24 protein-coding genes are annotated in these 24,198 nt (G+C 61.6%); 11 read left to right on the plus strand and 13 right to left on the minus strand.

Going from position 1 to position 24,198, the window contains the following annotated elements; translation table 11 throughout:
- Positions 1 to 100: 100 nt before the first annotated feature.
- Positions 101 to 289 carry a hypothetical protein gene (locus tag PS14A_RS18315; RefSeq protein WP_016773646.1) on the plus strand — a complete coding sequence of 63 codons (189 nt, stop codon included), beginning with the start codon at positions 101 to 103 and terminating at the stop codon, positions 287 to 289.
- 68 nt (positions 290 to 357) lie between these two features.
- On the opposite strand, the gene PS14A_RS18320 is transcribed toward PS14A_RS18315, so the two are convergent.
- The 7 genes from PS14A_RS18320 to PS14A_RS18350 all read right to left on the minus strand — a co-directional run bounded on the left by PS14A_RS18320 (position 358) and on the right by PS14A_RS18350 (position 8,762).
- Positions 358 to 900 carry a DUF2058 domain-containing protein gene (locus PS14A_RS18320; protein ID WP_016773645.1) on the minus strand — a complete coding sequence of 181 codons (543 nt, stop codon included), beginning with the start codon at positions 898 to 900 and terminating at the stop codon, positions 358 to 360.
- 26 nt (positions 901 to 926) lie between these two features.
- Positions 927 to 1,760, minus strand: coding sequence for a nucleoside triphosphate pyrophosphohydrolase (gene mazG, locus PS14A_RS18325; protein WP_024013963.1), 834 nt, complete (start codon positions 1,758 to 1,760; stop codon positions 927 to 929).
- Positions 1,761 to 1,887: 127 nt separating this feature from the next.
- Positions 1,888 to 4,131 (minus strand): GTP diphosphokinase, encoded by a 2,244-nt coding sequence (gene relA, locus PS14A_RS18330; protein WP_041479585.1) that lies wholly within the window; start codon positions 4,129 to 4,131, stop codon positions 1,888 to 1,890.
- A gap of 101 nt (positions 4,132 to 4,232) precedes the next feature.
- Positions 4,233 to 5,609 (minus strand): 23S rRNA (uracil(1939)-C(5))-methyltransferase RlmD, encoded by a 1,377-nt coding sequence (gene rlmD / locus PS14A_RS18335; RefSeq protein WP_212616918.1) that lies wholly within the window; start codon positions 5,607 to 5,609, stop codon positions 4,233 to 4,235.
- Positions 5,609 to 6,511 carry a cysteine synthase CysM gene (cysM, locus tag PS14A_RS18340; RefSeq protein ID WP_212617049.1) on the minus strand — a complete coding sequence of 301 codons (903 nt, stop codon included), beginning with the start codon at positions 6,509 to 6,511 and terminating at the stop codon, positions 5,609 to 5,611. Before cysM ends, rlmD begins: the two co-directional genes overlap by 1 nt.
- An 81-nt stretch (positions 6,512 to 6,592) precedes the next feature.
- Positions 6,593 to 8,053 (minus strand): sensor histidine kinase, encoded by a 1,461-nt coding sequence (locus tag PS14A_RS18345; protein ID WP_249121342.1) that lies wholly within the window; start codon positions 8,051 to 8,053, stop codon positions 6,593 to 6,595.
- A complete protein-coding gene (locus PS14A_RS18350; RefSeq protein WP_212616919.1) occupies positions 8,040 to 8,762 on the minus strand; it encodes a response regulator transcription factor in 723 nt (240 codons plus the stop codon). The genes PS14A_RS18345 and PS14A_RS18350 overlap by 14 nt, the downstream gene beginning before the upstream one ends.
- 206 nt (positions 8,763 to 8,968) lie before the next feature.
- Here PS14A_RS18350 and PS14A_RS18355 point away from each other — a divergent pair, with 206 nt between their 5' ends.
- Together PS14A_RS18355 and PS14A_RS18360 are read left to right on the plus strand one after the other, a co-directional pair.
- Complete coding sequence (locus PS14A_RS18355; protein WP_212616920.1) at positions 8,969 to 11,722, plus strand: response regulator; 2,754 nt, start codon at positions 8,969 to 8,971, stop codon at positions 11,720 to 11,722.
- An 81-nt stretch (positions 11,723 to 11,803) separates the two neighbouring features.
- Entirely contained in the window at positions 11,804 to 12,793 is a 990-nt protein-coding gene (locus PS14A_RS18360; RefSeq protein WP_197892568.1) for a 2-hydroxyacid dehydrogenase, read from the plus strand.
- Between the two features lie 6 nt (positions 12,794 to 12,799).
- Here PS14A_RS18360 and PS14A_RS18365 read toward each other — a convergent pair whose 3' ends face one another.
- Positions 12,800 to 13,258 (minus strand): hypothetical protein, encoded by a 459-nt coding sequence (locus tag PS14A_RS18365; RefSeq protein ID WP_212616921.1) that lies wholly within the window; start codon positions 13,256 to 13,258, stop codon positions 12,800 to 12,802.
- A 134-nt stretch (positions 13,259 to 13,392) separates the two neighbouring features.
- Here PS14A_RS18365 and PS14A_RS18370 point away from each other — a divergent pair, with 134 nt between their 5' ends.
- Positions 13,393 to 13,827: a hypothetical protein gene (locus tag PS14A_RS18370; protein ID WP_016773638.1), complete on the plus strand. Its 435-nt coding sequence runs from the start codon at positions 13,393 to 13,395 to the stop codon at positions 13,825 to 13,827.
- Positions 13,827 to 14,231, plus strand: coding sequence for an META domain-containing protein (locus tag PS14A_RS18375; protein WP_073472192.1), 405 nt, complete (start codon positions 13,827 to 13,829; stop codon positions 14,229 to 14,231). The genes PS14A_RS18370 and PS14A_RS18375 overlap by 1 nt, the downstream gene beginning before the upstream one ends.
- Positions 14,232 to 14,468: 237 nt before the next feature.
- Here the strand turns inward: PS14A_RS18375 and PS14A_RS18380 are convergent, their stop codons facing one another.
- The gene (locus tag PS14A_RS18380; protein WP_024013973.1) at positions 14,469 to 14,936 is read right to left on the minus strand and encodes a TlpA disulfide reductase family protein; all 468 of its coding nucleotides are present in this window, start codon (positions 14,934 to 14,936) and stop codon (positions 14,469 to 14,471) included.
- A gap of 113 nt (positions 14,937 to 15,049) precedes the next feature.
- On the opposite strand from PS14A_RS18380, the gene arsC reads away from it, so the two are divergent.
- Genes arsC through PS14A_RS18395 form a run of 3 tightly spaced genes read left to right on the plus strand, consistent with a single transcriptional unit; the run spans position 15,050 to position 16,421 of the window.
- Complete coding sequence (arsC, locus tag PS14A_RS18385) at positions 15,050 to 15,403, plus strand: arsenate reductase (glutaredoxin) (protein ID WP_212616922.1); 354 nt, start codon at positions 15,050 to 15,052, stop codon at positions 15,401 to 15,403.
- The gene (wrbA, locus tag PS14A_RS18390) at positions 15,400 to 15,996 is read left to right on the plus strand and encodes an NAD(P)H:quinone oxidoreductase (protein WP_041479575.1); all 597 of its coding nucleotides are present in this window, start codon (positions 15,400 to 15,402) and stop codon (positions 15,994 to 15,996) included. The genes arsC and wrbA overlap by 4 nt, the downstream gene beginning before the upstream one ends.
- Complete coding sequence (locus tag PS14A_RS18395) at positions 15,996 to 16,421, plus strand: DUF2069 domain-containing protein (RefSeq protein WP_130911304.1); 426 nt, start codon at positions 15,996 to 15,998, stop codon at positions 16,419 to 16,421. Before wrbA ends, PS14A_RS18395 begins: the two co-directional genes overlap by 1 nt.
- An 88-nt stretch (positions 16,422 to 16,509) precedes the next feature.
- Here the strand turns inward: PS14A_RS18395 and PS14A_RS18400 are convergent, their stop codons facing one another.
- Together PS14A_RS18400 and ttcA are read right to left on the minus strand one after the other, a co-directional pair.
- On the minus strand, positions 16,510 to 17,184 hold the full coding sequence (locus PS14A_RS18400) for a DNA-3-methyladenine glycosylase I (RefSeq protein ID WP_016773632.1): 675 nt from the start codon (positions 17,182 to 17,184) through the stop codon (positions 16,510 to 16,512).
- 168 nt (positions 17,185 to 17,352) lie between these two features.
- On the minus strand, positions 17,353 to 18,177 hold the full coding sequence (gene ttcA, locus PS14A_RS18405) for a tRNA 2-thiocytidine(32) synthetase TtcA (RefSeq protein ID WP_024013975.1): 825 nt from the start codon (positions 18,175 to 18,177) through the stop codon (positions 17,353 to 17,355).
- A gap of 425 nt (positions 18,178 to 18,602) precedes the next feature.
- On the opposite strand from ttcA, the gene PS14A_RS18410 reads away from it, so the two are divergent.
- Together PS14A_RS18410 and PS14A_RS18415 are read left to right on the plus strand one after the other, a co-directional pair.
- Positions 18,603 to 19,205, plus strand: a complete 603-nt coding sequence (locus tag PS14A_RS18410) for a Yip1 family protein (RefSeq protein WP_016773629.1) — start codon at positions 18,603 to 18,605, stop codon at positions 19,203 to 19,205.
- A gap of 147 nt (positions 19,206 to 19,352) precedes the next feature.
- Entirely contained in the window at positions 19,353 to 19,847 is a 495-nt protein-coding gene (locus PS14A_RS18415; RefSeq protein ID WP_024013976.1) for a SprT family zinc-dependent metalloprotease, read from the plus strand.
- Positions 19,848 to 20,157: 310 nt separating this feature from the next.
- Here PS14A_RS18415 and PS14A_RS18420 read toward each other — a convergent pair whose 3' ends face one another.
- Together PS14A_RS18420 and PS14A_RS18425 are read right to left on the minus strand one after the other, a co-directional pair.
- On the minus strand, positions 20,158 to 21,339 hold the full coding sequence (locus tag PS14A_RS18420; protein ID WP_212616923.1) for a CaiB/BaiF CoA-transferase family protein: 1,182 nt from the start codon (positions 21,337 to 21,339) through the stop codon (positions 20,158 to 20,160).
- A 170-nt stretch (positions 21,340 to 21,509) separates the two neighbouring features.
- The gene (locus tag PS14A_RS18425; protein ID WP_024013978.1) at positions 21,510 to 22,844 is read right to left on the minus strand and encodes a dicarboxylate/amino acid:cation symporter; all 1,335 of its coding nucleotides are present in this window, start codon (positions 22,842 to 22,844) and stop codon (positions 21,510 to 21,512) included.
- A 346-nt stretch (positions 22,845 to 23,190) separates the two neighbouring features.
- Here PS14A_RS18425 and PS14A_RS18430 point away from each other — a divergent pair, with 346 nt between their 5' ends.
- Positions 23,191 to 24,189 carry an AraC family transcriptional regulator gene (locus tag PS14A_RS18430; protein ID WP_212616924.1) on the plus strand — a complete coding sequence of 333 codons (999 nt, stop codon included), beginning with the start codon at positions 23,191 to 23,193 and terminating at the stop codon, positions 24,187 to 24,189.
- The last annotated feature ends 9 nt before the right edge of the window (positions 24,190 to 24,198 follow it).

Genomic DNA, 24,198 nt, shown 5'->3' on the forward strand with positions numbered 1-24,198 from the left:
CACCTTGTGCCAATTGGCGGTTTACTTAGCTGACTAACAAATCCTATAACAGAGTCCTGCACACGCCTTGGTGCAGTAACTTGAGATCTGGAGCTAGCAGATGACTGTAAAAGTAACTGAACGCGACGATTCACACATGTCCCACGAAGGCCTGGCCGCCGGCATCCGTATCTGGGATGTGCATCAACAAGACTTGCTGGTCGGCATGTTCCACAACGAAATAGATGCGCATAACTACAAGGCCGAACTGGAAGTGCAGGAACAGCAAAGAGAACTGAAGTCCGCCTGAAACGACACAGCATTTGAAAACGACAAACCCCGCCATGAGCGGGGTTCGTCGTTGTTACAGCCGTGGATTTACCACATCAGATCGTCAGGGATCTGGTACGCCGCGTACGGATCGTCCTCGGCGTTGACCTCTTCGGTCTGCACGTTGAGCTGGACGATGCGCTGCGGGTCGCGCTCCTGGATCTTCAGCGCCGCTTCACGGGGAATCACTTCATAGCCGCCATTGTGGTGCACGATCGCCAGCGAACCGCTGCTGAGCTTGTTGCGCATCAGCGTGTTGACCGAGATGCGCTTGACCTTCTTGTCATCGACGAAGTTGTAGTAGTCCTCGGTGGTCAGCTTGGGCAGACGCGAGACTTCGATCAACTGCTTGACCTGCGCGGCGCGGGCCTTGGCCTCGGCCTTCTCCTGCTGCTGACGGTTCAGCTCCTGGTCGCGCTTGACCTTCTCGGCCATGGCTTCCTGGGCGGCGCGCTGCTGCGAATCGTCCAGCTCGGCCTGGCCTTTGTGGGCCAGGCGCTGTTGCTTCTGCTTGTCTTTGCTGACCTGCTTGGCCTGCTTTTGGTTGACCAGGCCTGCTTTGAGCAACTGGTCGCGAAGGGAAAGGCTCATCAATGCTTACTCACTTGGGCAACGGCTCAGCCGCAGCTGGGCTCATTCTTTTCCTGGCGTTTGGCTTCGCCCCACAGGGCGTCCAACTCTTCGAGGGTGCAATCTTCCATGGGACGGTGGGTGTCGCGCAATGCCTGTTCGATAAAACGGAAACGTCGTTCAAACTTGCCATTGGCGCCGCGCAGGGCGGTTTCCGGATCGACCTTCAGATGCCGGGCCAGATTGACCACGGAAAACAGCAGATCGCCGATCTCGTCGGCCACCGCCACCGGATCATTTTCCGACATGGCTTCGAGCACTTCATCGAGCTCTTCGCGCACCTTGTCGAGCACCGGCAAGGCATCCGGCCAGTCGAAACCGACCTGCCCGGCGCGCTTCTGCAACTTGGCCGAGCGCGACAGTGCCGGCAACGTGGCCGGCACGTCGTCGAGCAAGGACAACTGCTCGGGCGCCGAGGCTTTCTCGGCACGCTCTTCGGCCTTGATCTCTTCCCAGCGCTGCTTGACCTGCTCTTCGCTCAAGCGCGGCACGTCGAGCGGCGCGTACAGATCGCCCGTCGGGAACACATGCGGATGACGGCGGATCAGTTTGCGCGTGATGCTGTCGATCACCCCGGCAAATTCGAACCGCCCCTCTTCCTTGGCCAACTGGCTGTAATACACCACCTGAAACAACAGATCGCCCAACTCGCCCTGCAAGTGATCGAGATCGCCACGTTCGATGGCATCGGCCACTTCATAGGCTTCTTCGAGGGTGTGCGGGACGATGGTCGCGTAGGTTTGCTTGATGTCCCACGGACAACCGAACTGCGGATCGCGCAGACGGGACATCAGGTGGAGCAGGTCTTCGAGGCTGTACATCATTTTTCTGTCTCACCACAGAACCATTGTGGGAGCGAGCCTGCTCGCGAAAGCGCTGTGTCTGCAACAAAGATGTCGACTGACACGCCCTCTTCGCGAGCAGGCTCGCTCCCACAGAGAAACCACATCACGGGGTACGGTTACGCCGCGTTTCGATGATGTTCGGCAATTGCGAAATCCGCCCCAGCAACCGCCCCAGCGCATCCAGACCGGGGATCTCGATGGTCAGCGACATCAGCGCAGTGTTGTCTTCCTTGTTCGAACGGGTGTTGACCGCCAGCACGTTGATGCGCTCGTTGAGCAGCACCTGCGAGACGTCACGCAGCAGGCCGGAACGGTCGTAGGCGCGGATGATGATGTCCACCGGATAGGTGAGCACCGGCACCGGCCCCCAGCTGACCTGAATGATCCGCTCCGGCTCGCGCCCGCCCAGTTGCAGCACCGAGGCGCAGTCCTGACGGTGAATGCTCACGCCCCGGCCTTGGGTGATGTAACCGACGATCGCATCGCCCGGCAGTGGCTGGCAGCAACCGGCCATTTGCGTCATCAGATTGCCGACGCCCTGGATCTGGATATCGCCGCGCTTGCCCGGCTTGTAACCGGTGGCCTTGCGCGGGATCAGCTCCAACTGTTCGTTGCCGCGCTCCGGTTCGACCAATTGCTGCGCAAGGTTGACCAGATGCGCCTGACGCAGGTCACCGGCACCGAGGGCGGCGAACATGTCTTCGGCGGTTTTCATGTTGGCCTTTTCAGCCAGCTTGTCGAAATCCACCGCCGGCAGGCCGAGGCGATTGAGTTCGCGCTCGATCAGGGTTTTACCGGCCGCAACGTTCTGATCGCGAGCCTGCAACTTGAACCAGTGAACGATTTTCGCCCGCGCCCGCGAGGTGGTGACGTAACCGAGGTTCGGGTTCAGCCAGTCGCGGCTCGGCGTGCCGTGCTTGCTGGTGATGATCTCGACCTGCTCGCCGGTCTGCAGGCTGTAGTTCAGCGGCACGATACGGCCGTTGATCTTCGCGCCCCGGCAGTTGTGGCCGATTTCGGTGTGCACGCGATAGGCGAAATCCAGCGGCGTCGCGCCTTTCGGCAAGTCGATGGCGTGCCCGTCTGGAGTGAAGATGTAAACCCGATCGGGCTCGATGTCGACGCGCAGCTGCTCGGCCAGACCGCCGATGTCACCCAGCTCTTCGTGCCATTCGAGCACCTGACGCAGCCAGGAGATTTTCTCTTCGTAATGGTTCGAACCGGATTTGACGTCGGTGCCCTTGTAGCGCCAGTGCGCACAAACGCCGAGTTCGGCCTCCTCGTGCATGGAATGGGTGCGGATCTGCACCTCGAGGACCTTGCCTTCCGGACCGATCACCGCCGTGTGCAGCGAGCGGTAGCCGTTCTCTTTCGGGTTGGCGATGTAGTCGTCGAATTCTTTCGGGATGTGCCGCCACAGAGTGTGGACGATGCCGAGCGCGGTGTAGCAGTCGCGCATTTCCGGCACCAGCACGCGCACCGCGCGAACGTCGTAGATCTGGCTGAATTCCAGACCCTTGCGCTGCATTTTGCGCCAGATCGAGTAGATGTGTTTGGCCCGGCCGCTGATGTCGGCGTCGACGCCGGTGGCCTGCAGTTCGTCCTTGAGCTGGGTCATCACGTCGCTGATGAAGCGCTCGCGATCCAGCCGCCGCTCGTGGAGCAACTTGGCGATCTGCTTGTATTGATCGGGTTCGAGATAGCGGAAGGACAAGTCCTCCAGCTCCCATTTGATGTGACCGATGCCGAGGCGATGCGCCAGTGGCGCATAGATGTCGAAGACTTCGCGAGCGACGCGGTTGCGCTTTTCATCGTCGGCGGTTTTCACCGCACGGATGGCGCAGGTGCGTTCGGCCAGTTTGATCAGCGCAACGCGTACGTCATCGACCATGGCCACGAGCATTTTGCGCAGGTTCTCGACCTGCCCTTGCGTGCCCATGACCATCGATTGCCGTGGGCTGAGGCTGGCGCTGATGGCCGCCATGCGCTGCACGCCGTCGATCAGCTTGGCCACTACCGGACCGAAGCGCTGGCCGATGGCCGCCAGCTCTATCTGGCCTTCACGCACGCCGCGATACAAAACGGCGGCGACCAGCGAATCCTGATCGAGCTTGAGGTCGGCGAGGATTTCGGCGATCTCAAGGCCCGTGCTGAAACTGCCGGAGCCTTCGGCCCACAGGTTCTTCTTCGCATTGGACTGCTGTTCGGCCTCGCGAGCGAACTCGCAGGCTTCTTTCAAGGCCTCGCGATCCAGTGCCAGATCGACACTGACCGCGTGATCGAGCCAGGCCTCGAGATTGATACTGCCGTCGGTGTTGATCGGCTGGTGTGCTCTCACCTGTACCATGCTGCTTTACCTTCCCTACGACGCAGATTCAATGCGTCAAATCGCTGATCCTCAGTGTCCGTTCGCGCTCGCGGGGCTCAGGCGAGCGCTGCGCGGACAGATCAGACGGATTCAGACGAGCCGTCCTGGCTCGCTTCAAATAACGCCATGGCCTCGACATGTGCCGTCTGAGGAAACATATCGAGAATCCCGGCACGTTTTAACCGGTAGCCCTGCTTGATCAATTCCTGCGTGTCGCGCGCCAGCGTGGCCGGGTTGCACGACACATATACCAACCGCTTGGCACCCAGGGTCGCGAGCTTGCGCACCACCTCGAAAGCACCGTCACGCGGTGGGTCCAAGAGTACCGCAGAAAAGCCGTTTCCGATCCACTGGGCATCGCTCAAAGGCTGGGATAAATCGGCTTGAAAAAACTTTGTGTTATGCAAATTGTTACTGACGGCGTTGGCAGCGGCCCGCTCGACCATGGTCTGCACGCCCTCCACAGCCACCACTTCACGGACGCTTTTGGCCAGCGGTAGCGCAAAATTTCCCAACCCGCAAAACAGGTCGAGCACGCGTTCTTCAGCCGTCGGTTTAAGCCAGTCCAGCGCCTGAGCGATCATCGCTTCGTTGACCCCGGCGTTGACCTGAACGAAGTCACCCGGCCGATAAGCCAGCTCGAGATCCCACTGTTCCAGGCGATAGCCGAGGCTCTGACCGGCTTCGACCGGTTGCGGTTCACCTTCGCCATGCAGCCACAACTGCGCTTCATGGAACTGGCAGAAATCCTTGAGAATGGTCAGATCCGCTTCAGACAACGGCGCCATGTGCCGCAGCAATACCGCCAGAGATGAGCCGCTGAACAACTCGACATGGCCCAGCGCCTGCGGTTTGCTCAAGCGCCGCAGCATCTCCGGCAAGCGAGTCATGATCGGCTGCAAGGGCTGTACCAGCACCGGGCATTCGCTGATCGCGACGATGTCCTGACTGCCGGCAGCGCGGAAACCCACTTCGAGTTTTTTTGCCTTCATGTCCCAGCGCACGGCGATGCGCGCGCGCCGACGGTAACCGAATTCCGGGCCGGTCAGCGGCGCCGCCCACTCTTCAGGTTCGACACCGGCCACCCGCGACAATTGCTCGGCGAGCATGCGCTGTTTCAGGGCGAGCTGTTCGCCGTGGGGCAAATGCTGAACGCTGCAACCGCCACAGCGGCCGAAGTGTGGGCATGCTGCCGGGCGCCGCAATTCGCTGGCCGTGAACACGCGCTCGGTACGTGCCTCGACCACTTTGCCGTGGGCGCCGAGCACCCGTGCTTCGACCTCTTCACCGGCAAGGGCGCCGAGGACGAACCAGGTCTTGCCTTCGAAAAACGCGATACCGCGACCGTCATTGGCCAGGCGCTCGATACTCAAGCGCTGCTTTTTACCGGTCGGGATCTGCGGCGCCTTGCTCCCGCCTGTAGGCTGGAAGCGCAGGCCTCGTTCGTGCTTTGCCATCAGTTGGGCGCGTCGAAAATGCCGGTCGACAGATAACGGTCGCCACGGTCGCAGATGATCGCGACGATCACCGCGTTTTCAACTTCTCTGGACAGGCGCAGCATCGCTGCCACCGCACCGCCCGAGGACACGCCGCAGAAGATGCCTTCTTCGCGGGCCAGACGACGGGTCACGTCTTCGGCTTCGCTTTGCGCCATGTCGACGATACGGTCGACGCGGTCAGCCTGATAGATCTTCGGCAGGTATTCCTGCGGCCAGCGGCGGATGCCGGGAATGGCCGAGCCTTCCATCGGTTGCAGACCGACGATCTGTACGCTGTCGCTCTGTTCTTTGAGGTAGCGCGACACGCCCATGATGGTCCCGGTGGTGCCCATCGAACTGACGAAATGGGTGATGCTGCCCTGGGTCTGACGCCAGATTTCCGGGCCGGTGGTGGTGTAGTGCGCTTCGGGGTTGTCGCCATTGGCGAACTGGTCGAGCACCTTGCCACGGCCTTCGGCTTCCATACGCTGGGCCAGATCCCGGGCGCCTTCCATGCCCTCTTCCTGAGTCACCAGAATCAGCTCGGCGCCATAAGCGGTCATCGCCGCCTTGCGCTCGGCGCTGGAGTTGTCCGGCATGATCAGGATCATCTTGTAACCCTTGATCGCAGCGGCCATCGCCAGCGCGATACCGGTGTTGCCGGAGGTCGCCTCGATCAGCGTATCGCCGGGACTGATCTGCCCGCGCAACTCGGCGCGAGTGATCATCGACAACGCCGGGCGGTCCTTGACCGAACCCGCCGGGTTGTTCCCTTCGAGCTTGAGCAAAAGGGTGTTGCTGGTGGCGCCGGGCAGGCGCTGCAAACGCACCAGCGGCGTGTTGCCGACGCAATCGGCGATGGTTGGGTACTGCAGGGTCATGGCGTATTCGCAATCCAGACGTGCGGGGGCGCCTATCATACCGGCAAACCCGCGCAGGCCATATCACGCAAAGTGCGGTGCTTATGGTTTATGGGAATAAGGCACAAAAGTCTCACCAGTGGTGAGACTTTTATTTGCGCAACACTCAGTTCTCGTGGTGCTGCTCGCGAAGGCGTCCGCATGGGCAACACCATCATCCGCCAGCAAGCGCAAATTCAACCGCAGCCCCGCCCCGGTATTTTCCGCCCAGAGCAACCCGCCCTGGCGCTGCACCGCGTTGCGCGCAATGCTCAAGCCCAAGCCAAAGCCACCATCGCCGGGCCTTGATCCGTCCAATCGAATGAACGGCGAAAAGATTCGCTGCAGATCTTCGTCAGCCACGCCGCCGCCCTGATCCTCCAGCCACAAATGCCAATACTCGCCATCGCGGCGTGCATCGAGACGCACAATGCCGCCCTCGGGCGAGTGACGAATGGCATTGCGCAGGATGTTTTCCAGCGCTTGCGCGAGGGTATTGAGGTTGCCCCGCACCCAGCACGATTCTTCGACCGAGCATTGCAGTTGCAGGCTCGGCCAGCCGCTTTCATAGCAGGCGTTGTCGGTGAGCATTTCCCACAGCGCCTGAATCTGGATCGCTTCATCCGGCAACGGCGAGCGGTCGGTGTCGAGCCAGGCCAGTTGCAGGGTGTCTTCGACCAAACGTTGCATGCCGTCGACCTCGCGGCCGATGCGCTCGCGCAATTGCGCCAGGCCCTGTTCGCTTTCACTGGCCACGCGCAGACGGCTCAGCGGCGTGCGCAGTTCGTGGGACAAGTCGCGCAATAACTGCTGCTGCAAGGCGACGGTGGTTTGCAGGCGCTCGGACATGGAATCGAAGGCCCGCGCCAGTTCACCGAGTTCATCCGGGCGCTGGGTGATGCCGCTCGACAGGCGCACATTCAACTGGTCGGCGCGCCAGGCGTTGGCCTGTTCGCGCAGGTTGTTCAGCGGCACCACCAACAGGCGATACAGGCCGACGCAGAGCAACAGAGTGAACAGCCCGGGAATCAAACCGTTGGTGATCACCCGCCAGAACACCCGGTACTTGCCCGGGACAAAACGCTCGGGCAATTCAATGACGAGAATGCCGACGGTCGGATCCTGAGGGAACGGTACCCGCAGCCAAGGCCGGCCCTTCTTGTGAATCGGCCAGTCGAGGCCGCGCAAAAAGGTCAGGTGCTGCACCTCTGCCGCGTTCAACGGCTGGCTGCTCAGCGACTGCAAATCAGCGCCGATCACGCCGACCCAACTGGCCTCGCGCAATTCCATGCTCTGCAACCAGTCATCCACGCCATTGCGCCCGCCGCGCTGCCACGCCTGTTCGGCTTGCGCGGCGTAACGGCTGAGGGTGCTGCGCGCGTCACTGGAGAGAAACTGATTGCGCTCCTCCATGTAGCGGCCCCACGACCAGCTCAACCAGATCATCAGCAGACAGAACGCCACCAGCAGGCACGCCAGTTTCCAGAACAGCGAATGCCGACCCGGCAGCTCAGACAGTTTCATCGGCGCCGCTCAAGACGTAGCCCTTGCCCCACACCGTGCGCACTTCGCGCTCGGTGTAACCGATGGCTTTGAGTTTGCGGCGGATCTGGCTGATGTGCATGTCGAGGCTGCGGTCGTGCGCCGCAAAGCCGCGTTGCAGGACGTGCTGATAAAGGAAGGCCTTGCTCAGCACCTCCTCGTTGTTGCGGTGCAGGGTTTCCAGCAGACGGAATTCGCTGCGGGTCAGCCCGGCCGCTTGCTCGCGGAAAAACACATCGCACTGTTCGTCATCGAAACGCAGGGCGCCGCTGACCACCGCAGCGGTAACCGCAGGCGGGCGCCGATCCAAGGCCACGCGGCGCAGGATCGCTTCGATGCGCACATGCAACTCGGCCATGCTGAACGGCTTGGGCAGATAGTCATCGGCACCGAGGCGGAAACCGCTGATGCGATCGGCCTCGGCACCCAGCGCCGACATCAGCAACACCGGCGTCGAATGGCTCTGCCGCAATTGCGTCAACAACTGCAGACCATCGAGCCCCGGCAGCAGAATATCCATCAGCACCACGTCGAAAGGCTGACGCTGGGCGATGTTCAGACCTTCCTGGCCGCTCTGGCACCAGGTCACCTGAAAACCGCTGCGGCCCAGATGCTCGTGCACATAAGCGCCGAGGACCGGATCGTCTTCAATGGAAAGGATGCGTGGCTGGCCAACGGAAACAGGAGTCATGAGTATCTGCAAGTAATTCTCAGTTGGCGGATTATTCAAGATTGTCCGACAGCGGGCAACACAAGCTTGGCCTGTCGGACGAACGAGTGCGTGGGCGGCGCTGCATTTTCCGCAAGATTGCCCGCCTGCAAATCGCTACACTGCGCCCATGTCGCGTGCCGGATGCACGCATGTGTCAACAGAACAGCGGGATGCGGGAGATAGGCGTGCTCAAGAAACTGGGAATCAAAGGTCGCGTGCTGTTGCTGACCTTGTTGCCGACCAGCCTGATGGCGCTGGTGCTGGGTGGCTATTTCACCTGGACGCAGCAGACCGACCTGCAAAGCCAATTGATGCAGCGCGGCGAAATGATCGCCGAGCAACTGGCGCCGCTGGTGGCGCCGGCAATGGGTCACGGCGATGCCGATCTGCTTGAACGCATCGCCACCCAGTCCCTTGAACAACCCGACGTGCGCGCAGTGACCTTCCTCGCGGCGGACCGCTCGCCACTGGCCCACGCCGGGCCGACCATGCTCAATCAGGCGCCGAGCGGTGACAGCGCGCTGCTGCAACGACGCAGCGGCAATGACGCGACGCGCTACCTGATGCCGGTGTTCGGCAAGCACCGCAATCTGGCCGGTGAAATCATTCCCGAAGAATCCGAACGCCTGCTCGGCTGGGTCGAACTGGAGCTGTCGCACAACGGCATGTTGCTGCGCGGCTATCGCAGCCTGTTCGCCAGCCTGCTGCTGATCGCCGCCGGACTTGCTGGCGCCGCCCTCCTCGCGTTGCGCATGGGCCGCACCATCAACCGTCCGCTGAGCCAGATCAAACAAGCGGTCGCGCAACTCAAGGACGGTCATCTGGAAACCCGCTTGCCGCCCCTCGGCAGTCAGGAACTGGATGAACTGGCCTCGGGTATCAACCGCATGGCCGGCACCCTGCAGAACGCTCGTGAAGAATTGCAGCACAGCGTCGATCAGGCCACCGAGGACGTGCGGCAGAACCTGGAAACCATCGAGATCCAGAACATCGAGCTGGACCTGGCGCGCAAAGAAGCGCTGGAAGCCAGCCGGATCAAATCCGAATTCCTCGCCAACATGAGCCACGAGATCCGCACGCCGCTCAACGGCATTCTCGGCTTCACTCACCTGTTGCAGAAAAGCGAACTGACCCCGCGCCAGCTCGACTATCTGGGCACCATCGAAAAGTCCGCCGACAGCCTGTTGGGAATCATCAACGAGATTCTCGATTTCTCGAAGATCGAGGCCGGCAAACTGGTGCTCGACCATATTCCGTTCAACCTGCGCGACCTGTTGCAGGACACCCTGACCATCCTCGCCCCGGCCGCGCACGCCAAGCAGCTCGAGCTGGTCAGCCTGGTCTATCGCGATACGCCGCTGTCGCTGGTCGGCGATCCGCTGCGCCTCAAACAGATCCTCACCAATCTGGTCAGCAACGCGATCAAGTTCACCCGCGAAGGCACCATCGTCGCCCGGGCGATGCTCGAAGACGAACACGAAGACAGCGTGCAACTGCGCATCAGCATTCAGGACACCGGCATCGGTCTGTCGAGTCAGGATGTGCGCGCGCTGTTCCAGGCTTTCAGTCAGGCGGATAATTCGCTGTCGCGCCAACCCGGCGGCACCGGGCTGGGGCTGGTGATTTCCAAGCGCCTGATCGAACAGATGGGCGGCGAGATCGGCGTCGACAGCACGCCGGGCGAAGGTTCGGAATTCTGGATCAGCCTGAGCCTGCCCAAGACTCGCGACGACGCCGAAGACCTGCCCGCCGCGCCATTGCTCGGGCGCCGTGTGGCGGTGCTGGAAAATCACGAACTGGCGCGTCAGGCCTTGCAACATCAGCTGGAAGACTGCGGACTGCAAGTTACGCCGTTCAACACTCTGGAGAGCCTGAGCAATGGCGTCACCGGCGCGCATCAGACCGATCAGGCGATCGATCTGGCAGTGATCGGCATCACCAGCAACGACATGCTCCCGGAACGCTTGAACCAGCACATCTGGGACCTCGAACACCTGGGCTGCAAAGTGCTGGTGCTGTGCCCGACCACCGAACAGACGCTGTTTCACCTGTCGGTGCCCAACCCGCACAGCCAGCTTCAGGCCAAACCGGCGTGTACGCGCAAATTGCGCCGGGCGCTGTCCGATCTGGTCAATCCGCGCCAGACCCGCAGCGAACCGGGCGAGCCGCTGTCCAGCCGTGCGCCGCGCGTGCTGTGTGTCGACGACAACCCGGCCAATCTGCTGCTGGTGCAGACCCTGCTCGAAGACATGGGCGCTCGAGTGCTCGCGGTGGAAAGCGGCTACGCAGCAGTCAAAGCGGTGCAGAGCGAATCTTTCGATCTGGTGTTGATGGACGTGCAGATGCCCGGCATGGACGGTCGCCAGACCACTGAAACCATTCGCCAGTGGGAAAGCGAGCGGCATTGCACGCCGCTGCCGATCGTTGCCCTCACCGCCCACGCCATGGCCAACGAAAAACGCGCGCTGCTGCAAAGCGGCATGGACGACTACCTGACCAAACCGATCAGCGAGCGGCAACTGGCGCAGGTGGTGTTGAAGTGGACCGGACTGGCCCTGCGCAATCAGGCGCCGGAGCGCAACGGCGACAGCGCGGTGAATCAGCAGGAACTGCCGGTGCTCGATCACGAAGAAGGCTTGCGTCTGGCGGCCGGCAAGGCGGATCTGGCGGCGGACATGCTCGCCATGCTGCTGGCGTCGCTGGAAGCCGACCGCGAAGCGATACGCGCCGCGCGTGACAGCCACGACCAGAATGCCCTGCTCGAACGCGTGCACCGTTTGCATGGCGCGACCCGTTATTGCGGCGTGCCGCAACTGCGCGCCGCCTGCCAGCGCAGCGAAACCCTGCTCAAGCAGGACGATCCGAAAGCCGCCGCCGCACTGGATGAACTGGAGCGCTCGATCAATCGACTCGCGGCGCAGGCGCGCATCAGCGCCTGACCTGCGGCAAGGCACGGCGCGCGCAAAGCGCTACAGTTGTCGCGGGCCGTTGCGGCCCGCGTCGATGTTCCAGGAGGATTCATGCGCACAATCATTTTCAGCAGCCAGACCTACGACCGCGACAGCTTTCTCGGCGCCGACTGCCCGGCCGGGCTTGAATTGCATTTTCAAGCGGCGCGGCTCAGCCTCGATACGGCGGCATTGGCCGAGCAGCACGAAGTGGTCTGCGCGTTCATCAATGACGACCTCAGCGCCCCGGTGCTGGAACGCCTCGCTGCCGGCGGCACGCGGCTGATTGCCCTGCGTTCGGCGGGTTACAACCATGTCGACCTGCCGGCGGCGAAACGCCTCGGCCTGGCCGTGGTTCGTGTGCCGGCCTACTCGCCGCACGCCGTGGCCGAACATGCGGTGGCGCTGATCCTCGCCCTCAATCGTCGTTTGCACCGTGCCTACAACCGCACCCGCGAAGGTGATTTCAGCCTGCATGGCCTGACCGGTTTCGATCTGGTCGGCAAGACCGTCGGCATCGTCGGCACGGGGCAGATTGGTGCGACCTTCGCGAAAATCATGCACGGCTTCGGCTGTGAATTGCTCGCCTACGATCCGTATCCCAATCCCGAGGTGCTGGCCTTGGGCGCACGTTATCTGAGCCTGCCGGAGTTGCTCGCGCAATCACGGATCATCAGCCTGCATTGCCCGCTCAACGAACAGAGCAAGCATCTGATCAATCGCGACTCACTGGCGCACATGCAGGCCGGGGCGATGCTGATCAACACCGGGCGTGGCGGGCTGGTGGACACGCCGGCGCTGATCGACGCGCTGAAGGACGGCCAACTCGGTTATCTGGGGCTGGATGTTTACGAAGAAGAGGCGCAGCTGTTTTTCGAGGATCGCTCCGACCTGCCGTTGCAGGACGATGTGCTGGCGCGTCTGCTGACGTTTCCCAACGTGATCATCACCGCGCATCAGGCGTTTCTGACCCGCGAGGCGCTGGGCGCGATTGCCGCGACCACCCTGCACAACATCGCGACCTGGGCGGCAGGTGCGCCGCAGAACCAGGTCGAGGGTTGAACCGTTTTACTTGGACAGCGAAGACGCCAGGATCAGCAAGCCCAGCCAGCCGAAACCGAGCAGGCGCTGCTTGCTGGAATGGCCGTTGCGCAGCAGGAACCAGACGAAAAACGCCGGTAGCAGAAACACCATGATTTTCAGCCAGCCCTCCACCGGGCGGCTGCCATCGGCGTTGAGCGGTTGTTGTTCCTGGCGGGCCTGTTCCGCAGCCTGCTGACGACGGCGACGCCCCGCCGCTGCCGGCATCACTTTGGGTAAAGGCTCGGACACTGGTGGCGCAACCGCCTCGGGCACTGCGTTGTTACGTGGCAGGCTGCCGAAGGAAATCGTCGAGGCTTGCACCGGTGTCGCCGTCGATTGCGCCTGCATGGCGGCATGTTCGGCCATCGGCGCGCCGCAGTGAATGCACACCAGCGCTTCGGAACTGATGCTCCGCTTGCATTCATAACATTCGATCAGCGCCATGTTCCGTTCCTTCAGATTCGGGGGCCGGCAGTTTGCCATGACTGTCGGCGCATTTGAACCGGATCGAAGGTCGCACGCGTGCATCATTCTGCAATCGAGCCCGTGCTAGCATGTCGCGCATATTTGGAGGACCCATGGTCGAACACGATTTCCGCTACACCCTGATGAACCCGCAACACACCCTCACCGAATGCCGCGCCCTGGTTCCAGGCCGCTATCAGGTGACCGGCAACGGTGGCTCGATCCGTATCGGCGATGCCCTGTTGGTCACGCTCAAAGGCAGCAAGGATTTGTCCATGCGCCTGACCGTCGACACGGTGCGCCACCTGATCAATCCGCCAGGCCAATGGACCGCGATGACCACAGGCCCGGTGTTCGGCGAACTGGCCATTCACACCTGGCAGGTCAACTGCGACAGCTGCGCGAAAGAGCTGAGCTTCGAATTCGCCGTGGATGCCAAACTCGGCAAGTCCGCCGAGAAACCCGCCGCCACCGCGCGCATCGCCGAGCTGGGCTGGAAAGCCGTCGGCGACAAGCACCTTTGCCCGAAATGCCAGGAGCCTGCGTGATGAAACGCCTCGCCCTGACCGCACTGATTGGTGTCGGCCTGGCTGGTTGCGCCGCAGAGCCGGTGCAACTGCAGCACAACCGCAGCTACATTCTGGAATGGATCGGCGAGCGGCCACTGATGGATTACAGCCACCTGACCGTGACCCTCGGCGATGACGGCCGCGCCTACGGCAACGGCGGCTGCAACCATTGGTTCGCGCCGTACACGCAGGATGGCGACAAGCTGAGCTTCGGCAAGATCGGCAAGACCCGCAAGCTCTGCGCCCCGGCGTTGATGGAGCAGGAACAGCGCTTCTTGCAGGCGCTGGAAAAAGTCGAGCGCTGGGACATTTCGCCGATCGAGCAGATACGCTTCTGGCCTGCTCAAGGCAAACCGTTGCGCTGGTGGCTGGAAGAGGGTTGATCCGCCCTGGATCGCCAAGGCCTTCACCCTAGCCCTCTCCCAGAGGGAGAGGGGACTGATTGGGGGATATTGAAGAGTTATGTCGACGTGGTAATTCTTCGCCGAATCCATAATCGACTGGATCCTGTCTGACGGGACCATAATCAACTCGGTGTCTCAGGTCGATGTACGACGAAAGACACCTCGGTCGGCCCCCTCTCCCCCGGGAGAGGGCTGGGGTGAGGGGCTTCTGGCGGTTTACTTCGTAGCCTGCAACGCCTCCAGCTTCGCCAGCACCCCCGCCGCCGTCTGCTCGCCCAGCAACTGCTCACGCACCTTGCCCTTGTCATCGATGATGAACGTCACCGGCAGCGCCTCACTGCGCGGCAGGTCGAACAGCTCGGCCGGATCCTGCGCGAGCACGGTGAACTTGATACCGAGTTTCTCGCTCGCCTCTTTCAGCTCCGCGCCCTGCACGTTGTCGAAGTTGACCCCGAACACCCCGACATTCTTGCTCTTGAGCTCATCAGCCAAATGATTCAGCTCGGGAATTTCCGTGCGGCACGGGCCACACCATTCTGCCCAGTAATTGAGCACCACCCACTGCTTGTCCAGACGTTCGGACGCTACCTTCTGGCCGTTCTGGTCGATGCCGTAGTCATTGCCGCAGCCCCCCAGCATCAACGCCCCGAGAATCGTCAATGCCGCTGCCAATCGCCGTGTCATGTCGTGTTCCTTGTGAAAATTCAAAAGCGCCTGCGACCCATCGCCTCTGACGGTTCTGGATTGCGCGCCGCACAGTTAGAATAGCCGCCACTTTACGCCAGAAGCGACCCGCCATGACCGAACTGACGCTTTATCACAATCCGCGCTGCTCGAAATCCCGCGGCGCGCTGGAACTGCTCGAAGCCCGCGGCTTGACTCCGACTGTCGTGCGCTACCTGGAAACGCCGCTCAGCGCCACGCAGATCAAGGCCCTGCTCGGCAAGCTCGGGATCAGCGCGCGGCAGCTGCTGCGCAGCGGTGAAGAGGAATACAAAACCCTGAACCTGGCCGACGCCAGCCTCAGCGAGCAGCAATTGATCGACACCATCGCCGCACACCCGAAACTCATGGAGCGGCCGATTCTGGAAGTCGGCGACAAGGCCGTCATCGGTCGCCCGCCGGAAAACGTGCTGGAGTTGTTGCCATGAGCACGCCGTACATTCTGGTTCTCTATTACAGCCGCAACGGTTCGACCAACGAGATGGCCCGGCAGATCGCCCGCGGCATCGAACAGGCCGGAATGGAAGCGCGTCTGCGCACAGTGCCGGCGATTTCCACCGAGTGCGAAGCGGTGGCGGCGGAGATTCCCGCTGAGGGCGCGCTCTACGCCAGCCTCGATGATCTGAAGAACTGCGCCGGCCTCGCCTTGGGCAGTCCGACGCGTTTCGGCAACATGGCCGCGCCGCTCAAGTACTTCCTCGACGGCACCAGCAACCTCTGGCTGACTGGCGCGCTGGTCGGCAAACCGGCCGGCGTGTTCACCTCCACCGCCAGCCTGCACGGCGGTCAGGAAACCACGCTGTTGTCGATGATGTTGCCGCTGTTGCATCACGGCATGTTGATCACCGGCCTGCCCTACAGCGAATCGGCGCTGCTCGAAACCGAAGGTGGCGGCACGCCGTACGGGGCCAGCCATCACGCCGGTGCCGACGGCAAGAACGGTCTTGATCAGCATGAAGTGGCGCTGTGTCGCGCACTCGGTCTGCGTCTGGCGAAAACCGCGCAGAAGCTGGTGGGCTGATGGCGAAGAAGCCGAAAGTCCTGCCCTCGATAGAGTGGCTTGAGCCACGGGTGACGGCGATGCGCGTGCTCAGCCTGCTGAGCTTTTTCGCCCTCGCCGGTTTGCTCGCTGTTTATTACCTGGTGTTCGCCGACCTGCATGGCGCGCGGCCTTGGGTGATTCTGCTGGTCGAGCTGATCCCGTGGCTGGTGCTCGCCCCGGCGATGATCATGGGCAGCGCCCGTGGCCATTCGTGGATGTGTTTTGTGGTGAACCTGTATTTCATCAAAGGCGCCCTGGCGGCGTACGACCCCAACCGGCAGCTGTTCGGCCTGCTGGAAATGGCCGCGAGCCTGGCGGTGTTCTGCTCGGCGCTGTTGTATGTGCGCTGGCGCTATCAGCTGAATCGCAAATTGGCGGGCGAAGGCGAGATCAGCGTCGCCTGACCAAGCGCTTTCGCGAGCAGGCTCGCTCCCACAGGGAATGCATTCCAGGGGTGGGAGCGAGCCTGCTCGCGAATGCAGCGACGCGGTCTTAATGGTTGACGGTATAGGCGAGCATCATCGAAATCTGGCTCATCGGCCGTCCGCCGCTCTGTTCGTGCCATTGGTTGAACGCGTTTTGCACCGTCGCCAGATCACGCTGGCTGGTCGGCACTTTGTCGACGATCTTCTGCGCATTCAGCGCCGCGACCACGTCGTAGCTCGGCACGAAAGTGTCCTTGCCGACCATGCGCAAAAAGCGCGGCGCCGACAGCCCGCCGAGTTGGTGGCCGTGCTTTTTCAGGTAGGTCCACAGGCCGACGATATCGGTCACCGGCCAGTCGGCGATCAGCGCGCCGAAGCTGCCCTTGTCCTTTTCCACATCGAGAATGAACTGCGCATTGCGCGGCACGCTTTTCAGCTTGCCGAGGTGGCGGATGATCCGCGCGTCCTGCATCAGCCGCTCAAGGTGTTCGGCGCTCATCAGCACGACTTTTTCCGGATCGAACTTGAAGAACACCTCTTCGAACGCCGGCCACTTGGCGTCGACCAGGCTGTGCTTGAGCCCGGCGCGAAAAACCCGCAGGGCCATGGTCGAGAGGTAGCGGTCGTCGCGGATCTTGCGCAGTTGTGCGGGGGTCTTGGGAACGGGCAGATGGGCTTCCAGTTCAGCCGCCGAACCGAAACGGTTCAGACAGTATTCGTGCAGCCACTTGTAATCGCGCATGCCCTCTCCTGAGGTTTGGAAATGAATAACACCTGTAGAAGCAGGCCCCTGTGGCGAGGGGATTCATCCCCGCTGGGCTGCGCAGCAGACCCCGAGATTTTGGGGCCGCTTCGCGTCCCAGCGGGGATGAATCCCCTCAACCACAGGTCCTGCTTCTACAGGTTGTGTTTACAGATTGACGACATTGACGAAACGCGAAGCCGCGGTCTCGTCGATCTTCAGGCTGGTGAAGTCGAACAGGTTGCGGTCGGCCAGTTGCGACGGCACCACGTTCTGCAGGCTGCGGAAAATCGATTCGGTGCGGCCCGGGGTCTTGCGGTCCCAGTCCTGAAGCATTTCCTTGACCACCTGGCGCTGCAGGTTTTCCTGCGAGCCGCAGAGGTTGCACGGGATGATCGGGAATTGCTTGAGGTCCGAGTAGGCCTGAATGTCCTTCTCGTTGCAGTACGCCAGCGGGCGGATCACCACGTTGCGGCCATCGTCGGCGCGCAGCTTCGGCGGCATCGCTTTCAGGGTGCCGTTGAAGAACATGTTGAGGAAGAACGTTTCGACGATGTCGTCGCGGTGATGACCGAGGGCCATTTTCGTCGCGCCGATTTCGTCAGCGAAGGTGTACAGCGTGCCGCGACGCAGGCGCGAGCACAGCGAACAGGTGGTCTTGCCTTCCGGCACCAGTTCCTTGACCACCGAGTAAGTGTCTTTCTCGACGATGTGATACTCGATGCCCAGTTCTTTCAGGTAGGCCGGCAGCACGTGCTCGGGAAAGCCCGGCTGTTTCTGGTCCATGTTCACCGCGACGATGTCGAACTTGATCGGTGCAACCTTCTGCAGGTGCATCAGCACGTCAAGCATGGTGTAGCTGTCCTTGCCCCCGGACAGGCAGACCATGACCTTGTCGCCGTCTTCGATCATGTTGAAATCGGCGACCGCTTCGCCGGCCAGGCGGCGCAGGCGCTTTTGCAGTTTGTTCTGGTTGACCGTAAGAGTGCCCATGACGCGAAATCCGTGAGGTGTGACGAAAGGCCGGCATTTTACGCAAAAACCCCAGTAGCGCGAAGCATCTGTGGCGAGCGGATTTATCCCCGCTGGGTTGCGAAGTAGCCCCAAAACCCGAGAACTCGTATTGCCTGACACTGCGCGGTGAATGGCTTGGCGACTGCTGCGCAGCCGAACGGGGATAAATCCCCTCGCCACAAAAGTGTTTCAACCCCAAAAATTCCTTCCCCGCAAGACCCCGAGGCGATTATCCACCCCGTTTACAGCGCGATTTGCTCTAAGCCCGGCATACCGGTGCGCTGGAGTCCTTTCTATACTGCGACATAAGGTCGCACACATCTGAAGACCTGTATTTGCTCGGCCATCTTGGCCCGTAGGCGCTCCGTTGGGGGGCGATGGCAATGACAAGAGGAGTGAATGGCATGATCCATCACGTAGTGGGACTGTTTACCCACCCCGATCAGGAATGGAAGGAGATCCGTGGCGACCAAGAGGAAAGCATCAGCCACATGTACCTGACGCACACGCTGATCCTGGCGGCGATCCCTGCGGTCTCGGCGTTCATCGGCACGACCCAGGTCGGCTGGGTGATCGGCAACCGCGCGCCGGTGATGCTCACGTTCGAAAGCGCCTTGTGGATGACCATCATGTCGTACCTGGCGATGCTCGGCGGGGTCGCGGTGATGGGCGCCTTCGTGCACTGGATGGCCCGCACCTATGACGCCAATCCAAGCCTGGCCCGTTGCGTGGCGTTTGCCACTTACACGGCGACACCGTTGTTTGTCGGCGGTCTGGCGGCGCTGTATCCGCACATGTGGCTGGGGATGATCGTCGGCACAGCGGCCATCTGCTACACGGTGTATCTGTTGTATGTCGGCCTGCCGACTTTCATGAACATCCCTTCGGATGAAGGTTTCCTGTTTTCCAGCTCGGTGCTTGCCGTCGGCCTGGTGGTGCTGGTGGCGATCATGGCGTTCACCGTGATTGTCTGGGGCCTGGGTGTCGGCCCGGTCTATACCAACTGACCTGTTTCCTGCCTGAGAAAAACAACATCTGCCAATACAGGCCGCCGCAAGGCGGCCTTCTCGTTGGGCGACGACCATTCGGCAGGTCGGCGATTCGCAAGTCGCCGGGGTTGCGGCATACTCGGCGTCTCTGGAGATCCATCAAGCATGCCCGAGCAACTCAATACCCGCGTCGAAGACTGTTACCAACTCGCTGAATCCTTTTTCAAACGCTCCTTCAAACGCCCCGTGGTCAGTCTCAAGCTGCGCGGGCAGAAAGCCGGTGTCGCGCATCTGCACGAGAACCTGCTGCGCTTCAATCCGCAGCTGTACCGGGAAAACACCGAGCACTTCCTCAAGCAGACCGTCGCTCACGAAGTCGCTCACCTGATCGCTCATCAACTGTTCGGCGACCGCATCCAGCCCCATGGCGAGGAGTGGCAACTGATCATGCGCGGCGTCTACGAACTGCCGCCGGACCGCTGCCACACCTATGAAATCAAGCGGCGCAGCGTGACCCGCTATATCTACAAATGCCCGTGCCCCGACAGTGACTTCCCGTTTACCGCCCAGCGCCATGGCCTTGTGCGGCAAGGGCGGCGGTACCTGTGCCGGCGCTGCCGCAGTACGCTGGTGTTCAGTGGTGAGATGCGGGTGGAATAGTCAGTTCTGCGGTGCCCTGACTGGCCCCTTCGCGAGCAGGCTCGCTCCCACAGGGGAATGCATTTCAATGTGGGAGCGAGCCTGCTCGCGAAGGCGGCGGCATGAGCGCTACAGAATCACCTTGGCCGAACGCAACTCGGCAATTCTCCCACAGGGGAATGCATTTCAATGTGGGAGCGAGCCTGCTCGCGAAGGCGGCGGCATGAGCGCTACAGAATCACCCTGGCCGAACGCAACTCGGCAATTCTCCCACAGGGGAGTGCATTTCAATGTGGGAGCGAGCCTGCTCGCGAAGGCGGCGGCATGAGCGCTACAGAATCACCCTGGCCGAACGCAACTCGGCGATCCGCCCAGCACTCAAGCCCAGCTCCCCCAACACCTCATCCGTATGCTGCCCCAACCCCGCGCCAACATGCCTTGGCGCCGGCAATGCTTGAGAGAATTTCAACGGACAGGCCATCTGCGCCTGCGTCGTGCCATCGCCGCGCGGTACCTGGGTCACCAGCTTCCGCGCCTGTATTTGCGGATGGCGCAGCGCCTCGCCCAAACTCAACACCGGCTCGACACAGGCATCTACCCCGGCGAACAACTGACACAGTTCTGCAAAATCATGCCGCTCGAACTCGACGCGCAACGCCTCTTTCAAGGCCTGTTGTTGCTCCGGCCTGGGCGACAACCCTTGCGCCGCCAGTTCCGGCCGGCCCAGCGCCGTGCACAAGTGCTGCATGAAGGCCGGCTCCAGACTGCCCACCGACATCCAGCGCCCATCCCGGGTGCGGTAATAATCGTAAAAGCTGCCGCCATTGAGCATCTGGTCTTCCCGGCCGGGTTCCGCGCCGCAGGCCAGATAACCCGCGCCGGCCATGGCGTTCAGGCTGAACGCGCAGTCGGTCATGCTCACATCCAGATGGGTGCCCTGCCCGGTTTGCTGACGGGCAATCACCGCTGCCAGCAAGCCGATCACTCCGTGTAGCGAGCCGCCCGCCACGTCCGCCACCTGCATGCCCAACGGCAACGGCCCGCTGTCGGCGCGCCCGGTATAGCTGGCAAGCCCGGCCAGCGCGAGATAGTTGATGTCATGCCCGGCGCGTTCCTTGTACGGCCCGGTCTGGCCGTAACCGCTGATCGACGCATAAATCAGCTTTGGATTGATCGCTTTCAACGCTTCATAACCCAGGCCCAGACGCTCCATCACCCCGGGGCGAAACTGCTCGAGCACGATGTCGTACTCGCCCAGCAGTTGCTTGATGATCTGCAGCGCTTCGGGCTGTTTCAGATCCAGCGCCAGACTGCGCTTGTTGCGATTCAGATAGGCGTGGTTGGCCGAGACCCCGCCATCATGCGGCGGCAGCACCCGCAGCAGATCCATACGGGTTGGCGATTCGATGCGCAGCACCTCGGCGCCCATGTCCGCCAGCAGCAACGAGGCGAACGGCCCCGGCAGCAAGGTGGAGAAATCGAGAATCTTCAGTGAGGCCAGCGGTGCGGACATGGGCAAACTCCTTGGGCGATGCACTCAGCCTAGGCAGCCATCGTCGATGCGGCAATCACCGCAAATGTCAGCAGGTGTGACCGTTACGCTCAAACGCTGCGTTTAATCGCGCGCTCAAATCGCAGACAAGAAAAAACCCGCCGAAGCGGGTTTTTCTGTGCAAGCGATGCTTACTTCACATTGCTCGGGGTTGGGCCTTCAGCCACACCCAGGTCATCTTCTTCACGCTCGTCGGAGATACCGCGACCGCCAGAAGCCAGCTCGGTTTGCAGTTGATCGGTGTCCAGTTCCTTGACCCACTTGGCCACAACGATGGTCGCAACAGCGTTACCGACCAGGTTGGTCAGTGCGCGGGCTTCGGACATGAAGCGGTCGATACCGAGGATCAGCGCCAGACCGGCAACCGGCAGGTGACCTACCGCCGACAGTGTCGCGGCCAGAACGATGAAGCCCGAACCGGTCACACCCGCCGCGCCTTTGGAGGACAGCAGCAGTACCAGCAGCAGAGTGATCTGGTGGGTGATGTCCATGTGCGTATCGGTCGCCTGGGCGATGAACACGGCGGCCATGGTCAGGTAGATCGAAGTACCGTCGAGGTTGAACGAGTAACCGGTCGGGATCACCAGACCAACAACCGATTTCTTCGCGCCCAGACGCTCCATCTTGATCAGCATGCGTGGCAATGCCGATTCCGACGAGGACGTACCCAGTACGATCAACAGCTCTTCACGGATGTAACGCACCAGTTTGAACACGCTGAAACCGTGAGCCCGGCAGATCGCACCCAGCACCAGCACGACGAACAGGACGCAGGTGATGTAGAAGCAGATCATCAACTGGCCCAGTTGCACCAGCGAGCCGACACCGTACGCACCGATGGTGAACGCCATGGCACCGAACGCACCCAGTGGCGCCAGTTTCATGATCATGTTGATGATGTTGAACATCACGTGGGCGAAGCGATCGATCATGTCCAGCAGCGGACGGCCGTACGAGCCGAGGCGATGCAGGGCGTAGCCGAAGATCACCGAGAACATCAGCACTTGCAGGATGTCACCGGTGGCGAACGCGCCGACGATGGTGTTCGGGATCACATTGAGGAGGAAACCGACAATGCTCTGGTCTTTACTGGCCGTCACGTAGGTGGCGATTTTCGAGGCGTCGAGGGTGGTGACGTCGATGTGCATGCCGGCGCCCGGTTGCACAACGTTGACCACGACCAGACCGATCAGCAGGGCAATGGTGGAAACGATTTCGAAGTACAGCAGCGCGTAGCCGCCGGTCTTGCCCACCGACTTCATGTTCTGCATGCCGGCGATGCCGCTGACAACAGTACAGAAGATGATCGGGGCGATGACCATTTTGATCAGCTTGATGAAGCCGTCACCCAGTGGCTTGAGGGCCACACCGGTCTGCGGATAGAAGTGACCAAGCAGGATGCCGATGGCGATGGCAACGATCACCTGGAAATACAGGGATTTGTACAGTGGCTGACGAGTCGTCATTGCAGGTTTCCTCAAGCGTCCAGCGGCAACATCCATCTGTCGAGCGCTGAACCTTAATTGCGAACCCTCCTGCACTGGAGGGATTTGTTGTTGGAACGGCATTTTTCCCGGTCGGAGAAATGCACGCTTCTGTGGCTTGTATCGCAAACGTCGTGCCAGATTGGTGCGAATGGCAGCAAGCCTTTTGATATCAGGCCTGCGGGATTTTCCTGTCACCAATCAGTGACTTGAGGCATGGCGGATTTCCGCCAACTGAGCGTTCAGTGTCCTGCAATTTGGCGGAAATCCGCCTTGTTGCGTTGCCGGCACGCCGTTACGATCGGTGCCTGAACAAGGATTGCCGCTTATGCGCGAACGCACCATCGCCAGCCATTTCGCCCGTGCCGCCCTTGGCGGTGCACGCCGGCGCGGCCTGGATTATTCAGGCCTGTTGCAGCAACTTGGGATCAGCGCGGAATTGCTCGACGAGCCCCGCGCGCGCATTGCTCCTGAGCAGTTCACCCGGCTGATTCAGGGCTTGTGGCTGGCGCTGGACGACGAATACCTGGGTTTCGGTAACGCCCCGAGCAAGCCCGGCAGCTTCGCCATGATGTGCCACGCCTCGATTCACTGCCGCAACCTGGAGAAGGCTCTGCAACGTGGCTTGTTGTTCTACAGCCTGTTCCCCGACGCCCCACGCCTGACCCTGCGTCGCGAAGACGACTGGGTGCGTTTGAGCCTGGACGACGCGCAGTGGTGGGACCCGGATCATTTTCTCAGCGAGAGTCTGTTGGTGATCTGGCACCGCCTCGGCAGTTGGCTGATAGGCCAGCGGATACGCCTTGACCAGGCAACCTTCAGCTATCCGCGCCCCGAGCACGGCAGCGAATACGACCTGCTGTTCCCCTGCCCGCTAACCTTCGATGCCGAGCAGAGCAGCCTGCTGTTCCACAGTCGCTACCTGAGCATGCCGCTGCTGCAGGACGAACGCACACTCAAACACTTCCTCGAACGCTCCCCCGCCGACCTGCTCTCACGCCCGGACGACGGCGACAGCCTGAGCAGCCGCCTGCGCCGCTTGCTCAGCCGCGATGCTGCGAATTGGCCTGATCTGGAGGGTGTCGCGGCGCATCTGCATATCAGCCCGCAAACCTTGCGGCGGCATTTGCGTGAGGAAGGCACGAGTTTTCAGGAGCTCAAGGATCAGCTGCGGCGGGATATCGCCATCTACCATCTGGGGCGGGCGGACCTGTCGTTGCAGCAGATTGCCGAGCAGCTCGGGTTTTCCGAGCCATCGGCGTTTCATCGGGCGTTCAAAAAATGGACAGGGCTGACACCGGGGGCTTATCGGGCGCAGGAGTTGTGAAGTCAGACG

Origin of the sequence: Pseudomonas sp. 14A (assembly GCF_018132745.1) — a bacterium.
Taxonomy (GTDB): Bacteria; Pseudomonadota; Gammaproteobacteria; order Pseudomonadales; family Pseudomonadaceae; genus Aquipseudomonas; species Aquipseudomonas mercuritolerans.

What these genes read in the sequence shown, in the direction of transcription:
- PS14A_RS18315 (WP_016773646.1), top strand. Translation starts at nt 101, where the DNA reads ATGACTGTAAAAGTAACTGAACGCGACGATTCACACATGTCCCACGAA.
- PS14A_RS18320 (WP_016773645.1), bottom strand. Translation starts at nt 900, where the DNA reads ATGAGCCTTTCCCTTCGCGACCAGTTGCTCAAAGCAGGCCTGGTCAAC.
- mazG (WP_024013963.1), bottom strand. Translation starts at nt 1,760, where the DNA reads ATGTACAGCCTCGAAGACCTGCTCCACCTGATGTCCCGTCTGCGCGAT.
- relA (WP_041479585.1), bottom strand. Translation starts at nt 4,131, where the DNA reads ATGGTACAGGTGAGAGCACACCAGCCGATCAACACCGACGGCAGTATC.
- rlmD (WP_212616918.1), bottom strand. Translation starts at nt 5,609, where the DNA reads ATGGCAAAGCACGAACGAGGCCTGCGCTTCCAGCCTACAGGCGGGAGC.
- cysM (WP_212617049.1), bottom strand. Translation starts at nt 6,511, where the DNA reads ATGACCCTGCAGTACCCAACCATCGCCGATTGCGTCGGCAACACGCCG.
- PS14A_RS18345 (WP_249121342.1), bottom strand. Translation starts at nt 8,053, where the DNA reads ATGAAACTGTCTGAGCTGCCGGGTCGGCATTCGCTGTTCTGGAAACTG.
- PS14A_RS18350 (WP_212616919.1), bottom strand. Translation starts at nt 8,762, where the DNA reads ATGACTCCTGTTTCCGTTGGCCAGCCACGCATCCTTTCCATTGAAGAC.
- PS14A_RS18360 (WP_197892568.1), top strand. Translation starts at nt 11,804, where the DNA reads ATGCGCACAATCATTTTCAGCAGCCAGACCTACGACCGCGACAGCTTT.
- PS14A_RS18365 (WP_212616921.1), bottom strand. Translation starts at nt 13,258, where the DNA reads ATGGCGCTGATCGAATGTTATGAATGCAAGCGGAGCATCAGTTCCGAA.
- PS14A_RS18370 (WP_016773638.1), top strand. Translation starts at nt 13,393, where the DNA reads ATGGTCGAACACGATTTCCGCTACACCCTGATGAACCCGCAACACACC.
- PS14A_RS18375 (WP_073472192.1), top strand. Translation starts at nt 13,827, where the DNA reads ATGAAACGCCTCGCCCTGACCGCACTGATTGGTGTCGGCCTGGCTGGT.
- PS14A_RS18380 (WP_024013973.1), bottom strand. Translation starts at nt 14,936, where the DNA reads ATGACACGGCGATTGGCAGCGGCATTGACGATTCTCGGGGCGTTGATG.
- arsC (WP_212616922.1), top strand. Translation starts at nt 15,050, where the DNA reads ATGACCGAACTGACGCTTTATCACAATCCGCGCTGCTCGAAATCCCGC.
- wrbA (WP_041479575.1), top strand. Translation starts at nt 15,400, where the DNA reads ATGAGCACGCCGTACATTCTGGTTCTCTATTACAGCCGCAACGGTTCG.
- PS14A_RS18395 (WP_130911304.1), top strand. Translation starts at nt 15,996, where the DNA reads ATGGCGAAGAAGCCGAAAGTCCTGCCCTCGATAGAGTGGCTTGAGCCA.
- PS14A_RS18400 (WP_016773632.1), bottom strand. Translation starts at nt 17,184, where the DNA reads ATGCGCGATTACAAGTGGCTGCACGAATACTGTCTGAACCGTTTCGGT.
- ttcA (WP_024013975.1), bottom strand. Translation starts at nt 18,177, where the DNA reads ATGGGCACTCTTACGGTCAACCAGAACAAACTGCAAAAGCGCCTGCGC.
- PS14A_RS18410 (WP_016773629.1), top strand. Translation starts at nt 18,603, where the DNA reads ATGATCCATCACGTAGTGGGACTGTTTACCCACCCCGATCAGGAATGG.
- PS14A_RS18415 (WP_024013976.1), top strand. Translation starts at nt 19,353, where the DNA reads ATGCCCGAGCAACTCAATACCCGCGTCGAAGACTGTTACCAACTCGCT.
- PS14A_RS18420 (WP_212616923.1), bottom strand. Translation starts at nt 21,339, where the DNA reads ATGTCCGCACCGCTGGCCTCACTGAAGATTCTCGATTTCTCCACCTTG.
- PS14A_RS18425 (WP_024013978.1), bottom strand. Translation starts at nt 22,844, where the DNA reads ATGACGACTCGTCAGCCACTGTACAAATCCCTGTATTTCCAGGTGATC.
- PS14A_RS18430 (WP_212616924.1), top strand. Translation starts at nt 23,191, where the DNA reads ATGCGCGAACGCACCATCGCCAGCCATTTCGCCCGTGCCGCCCTTGGC.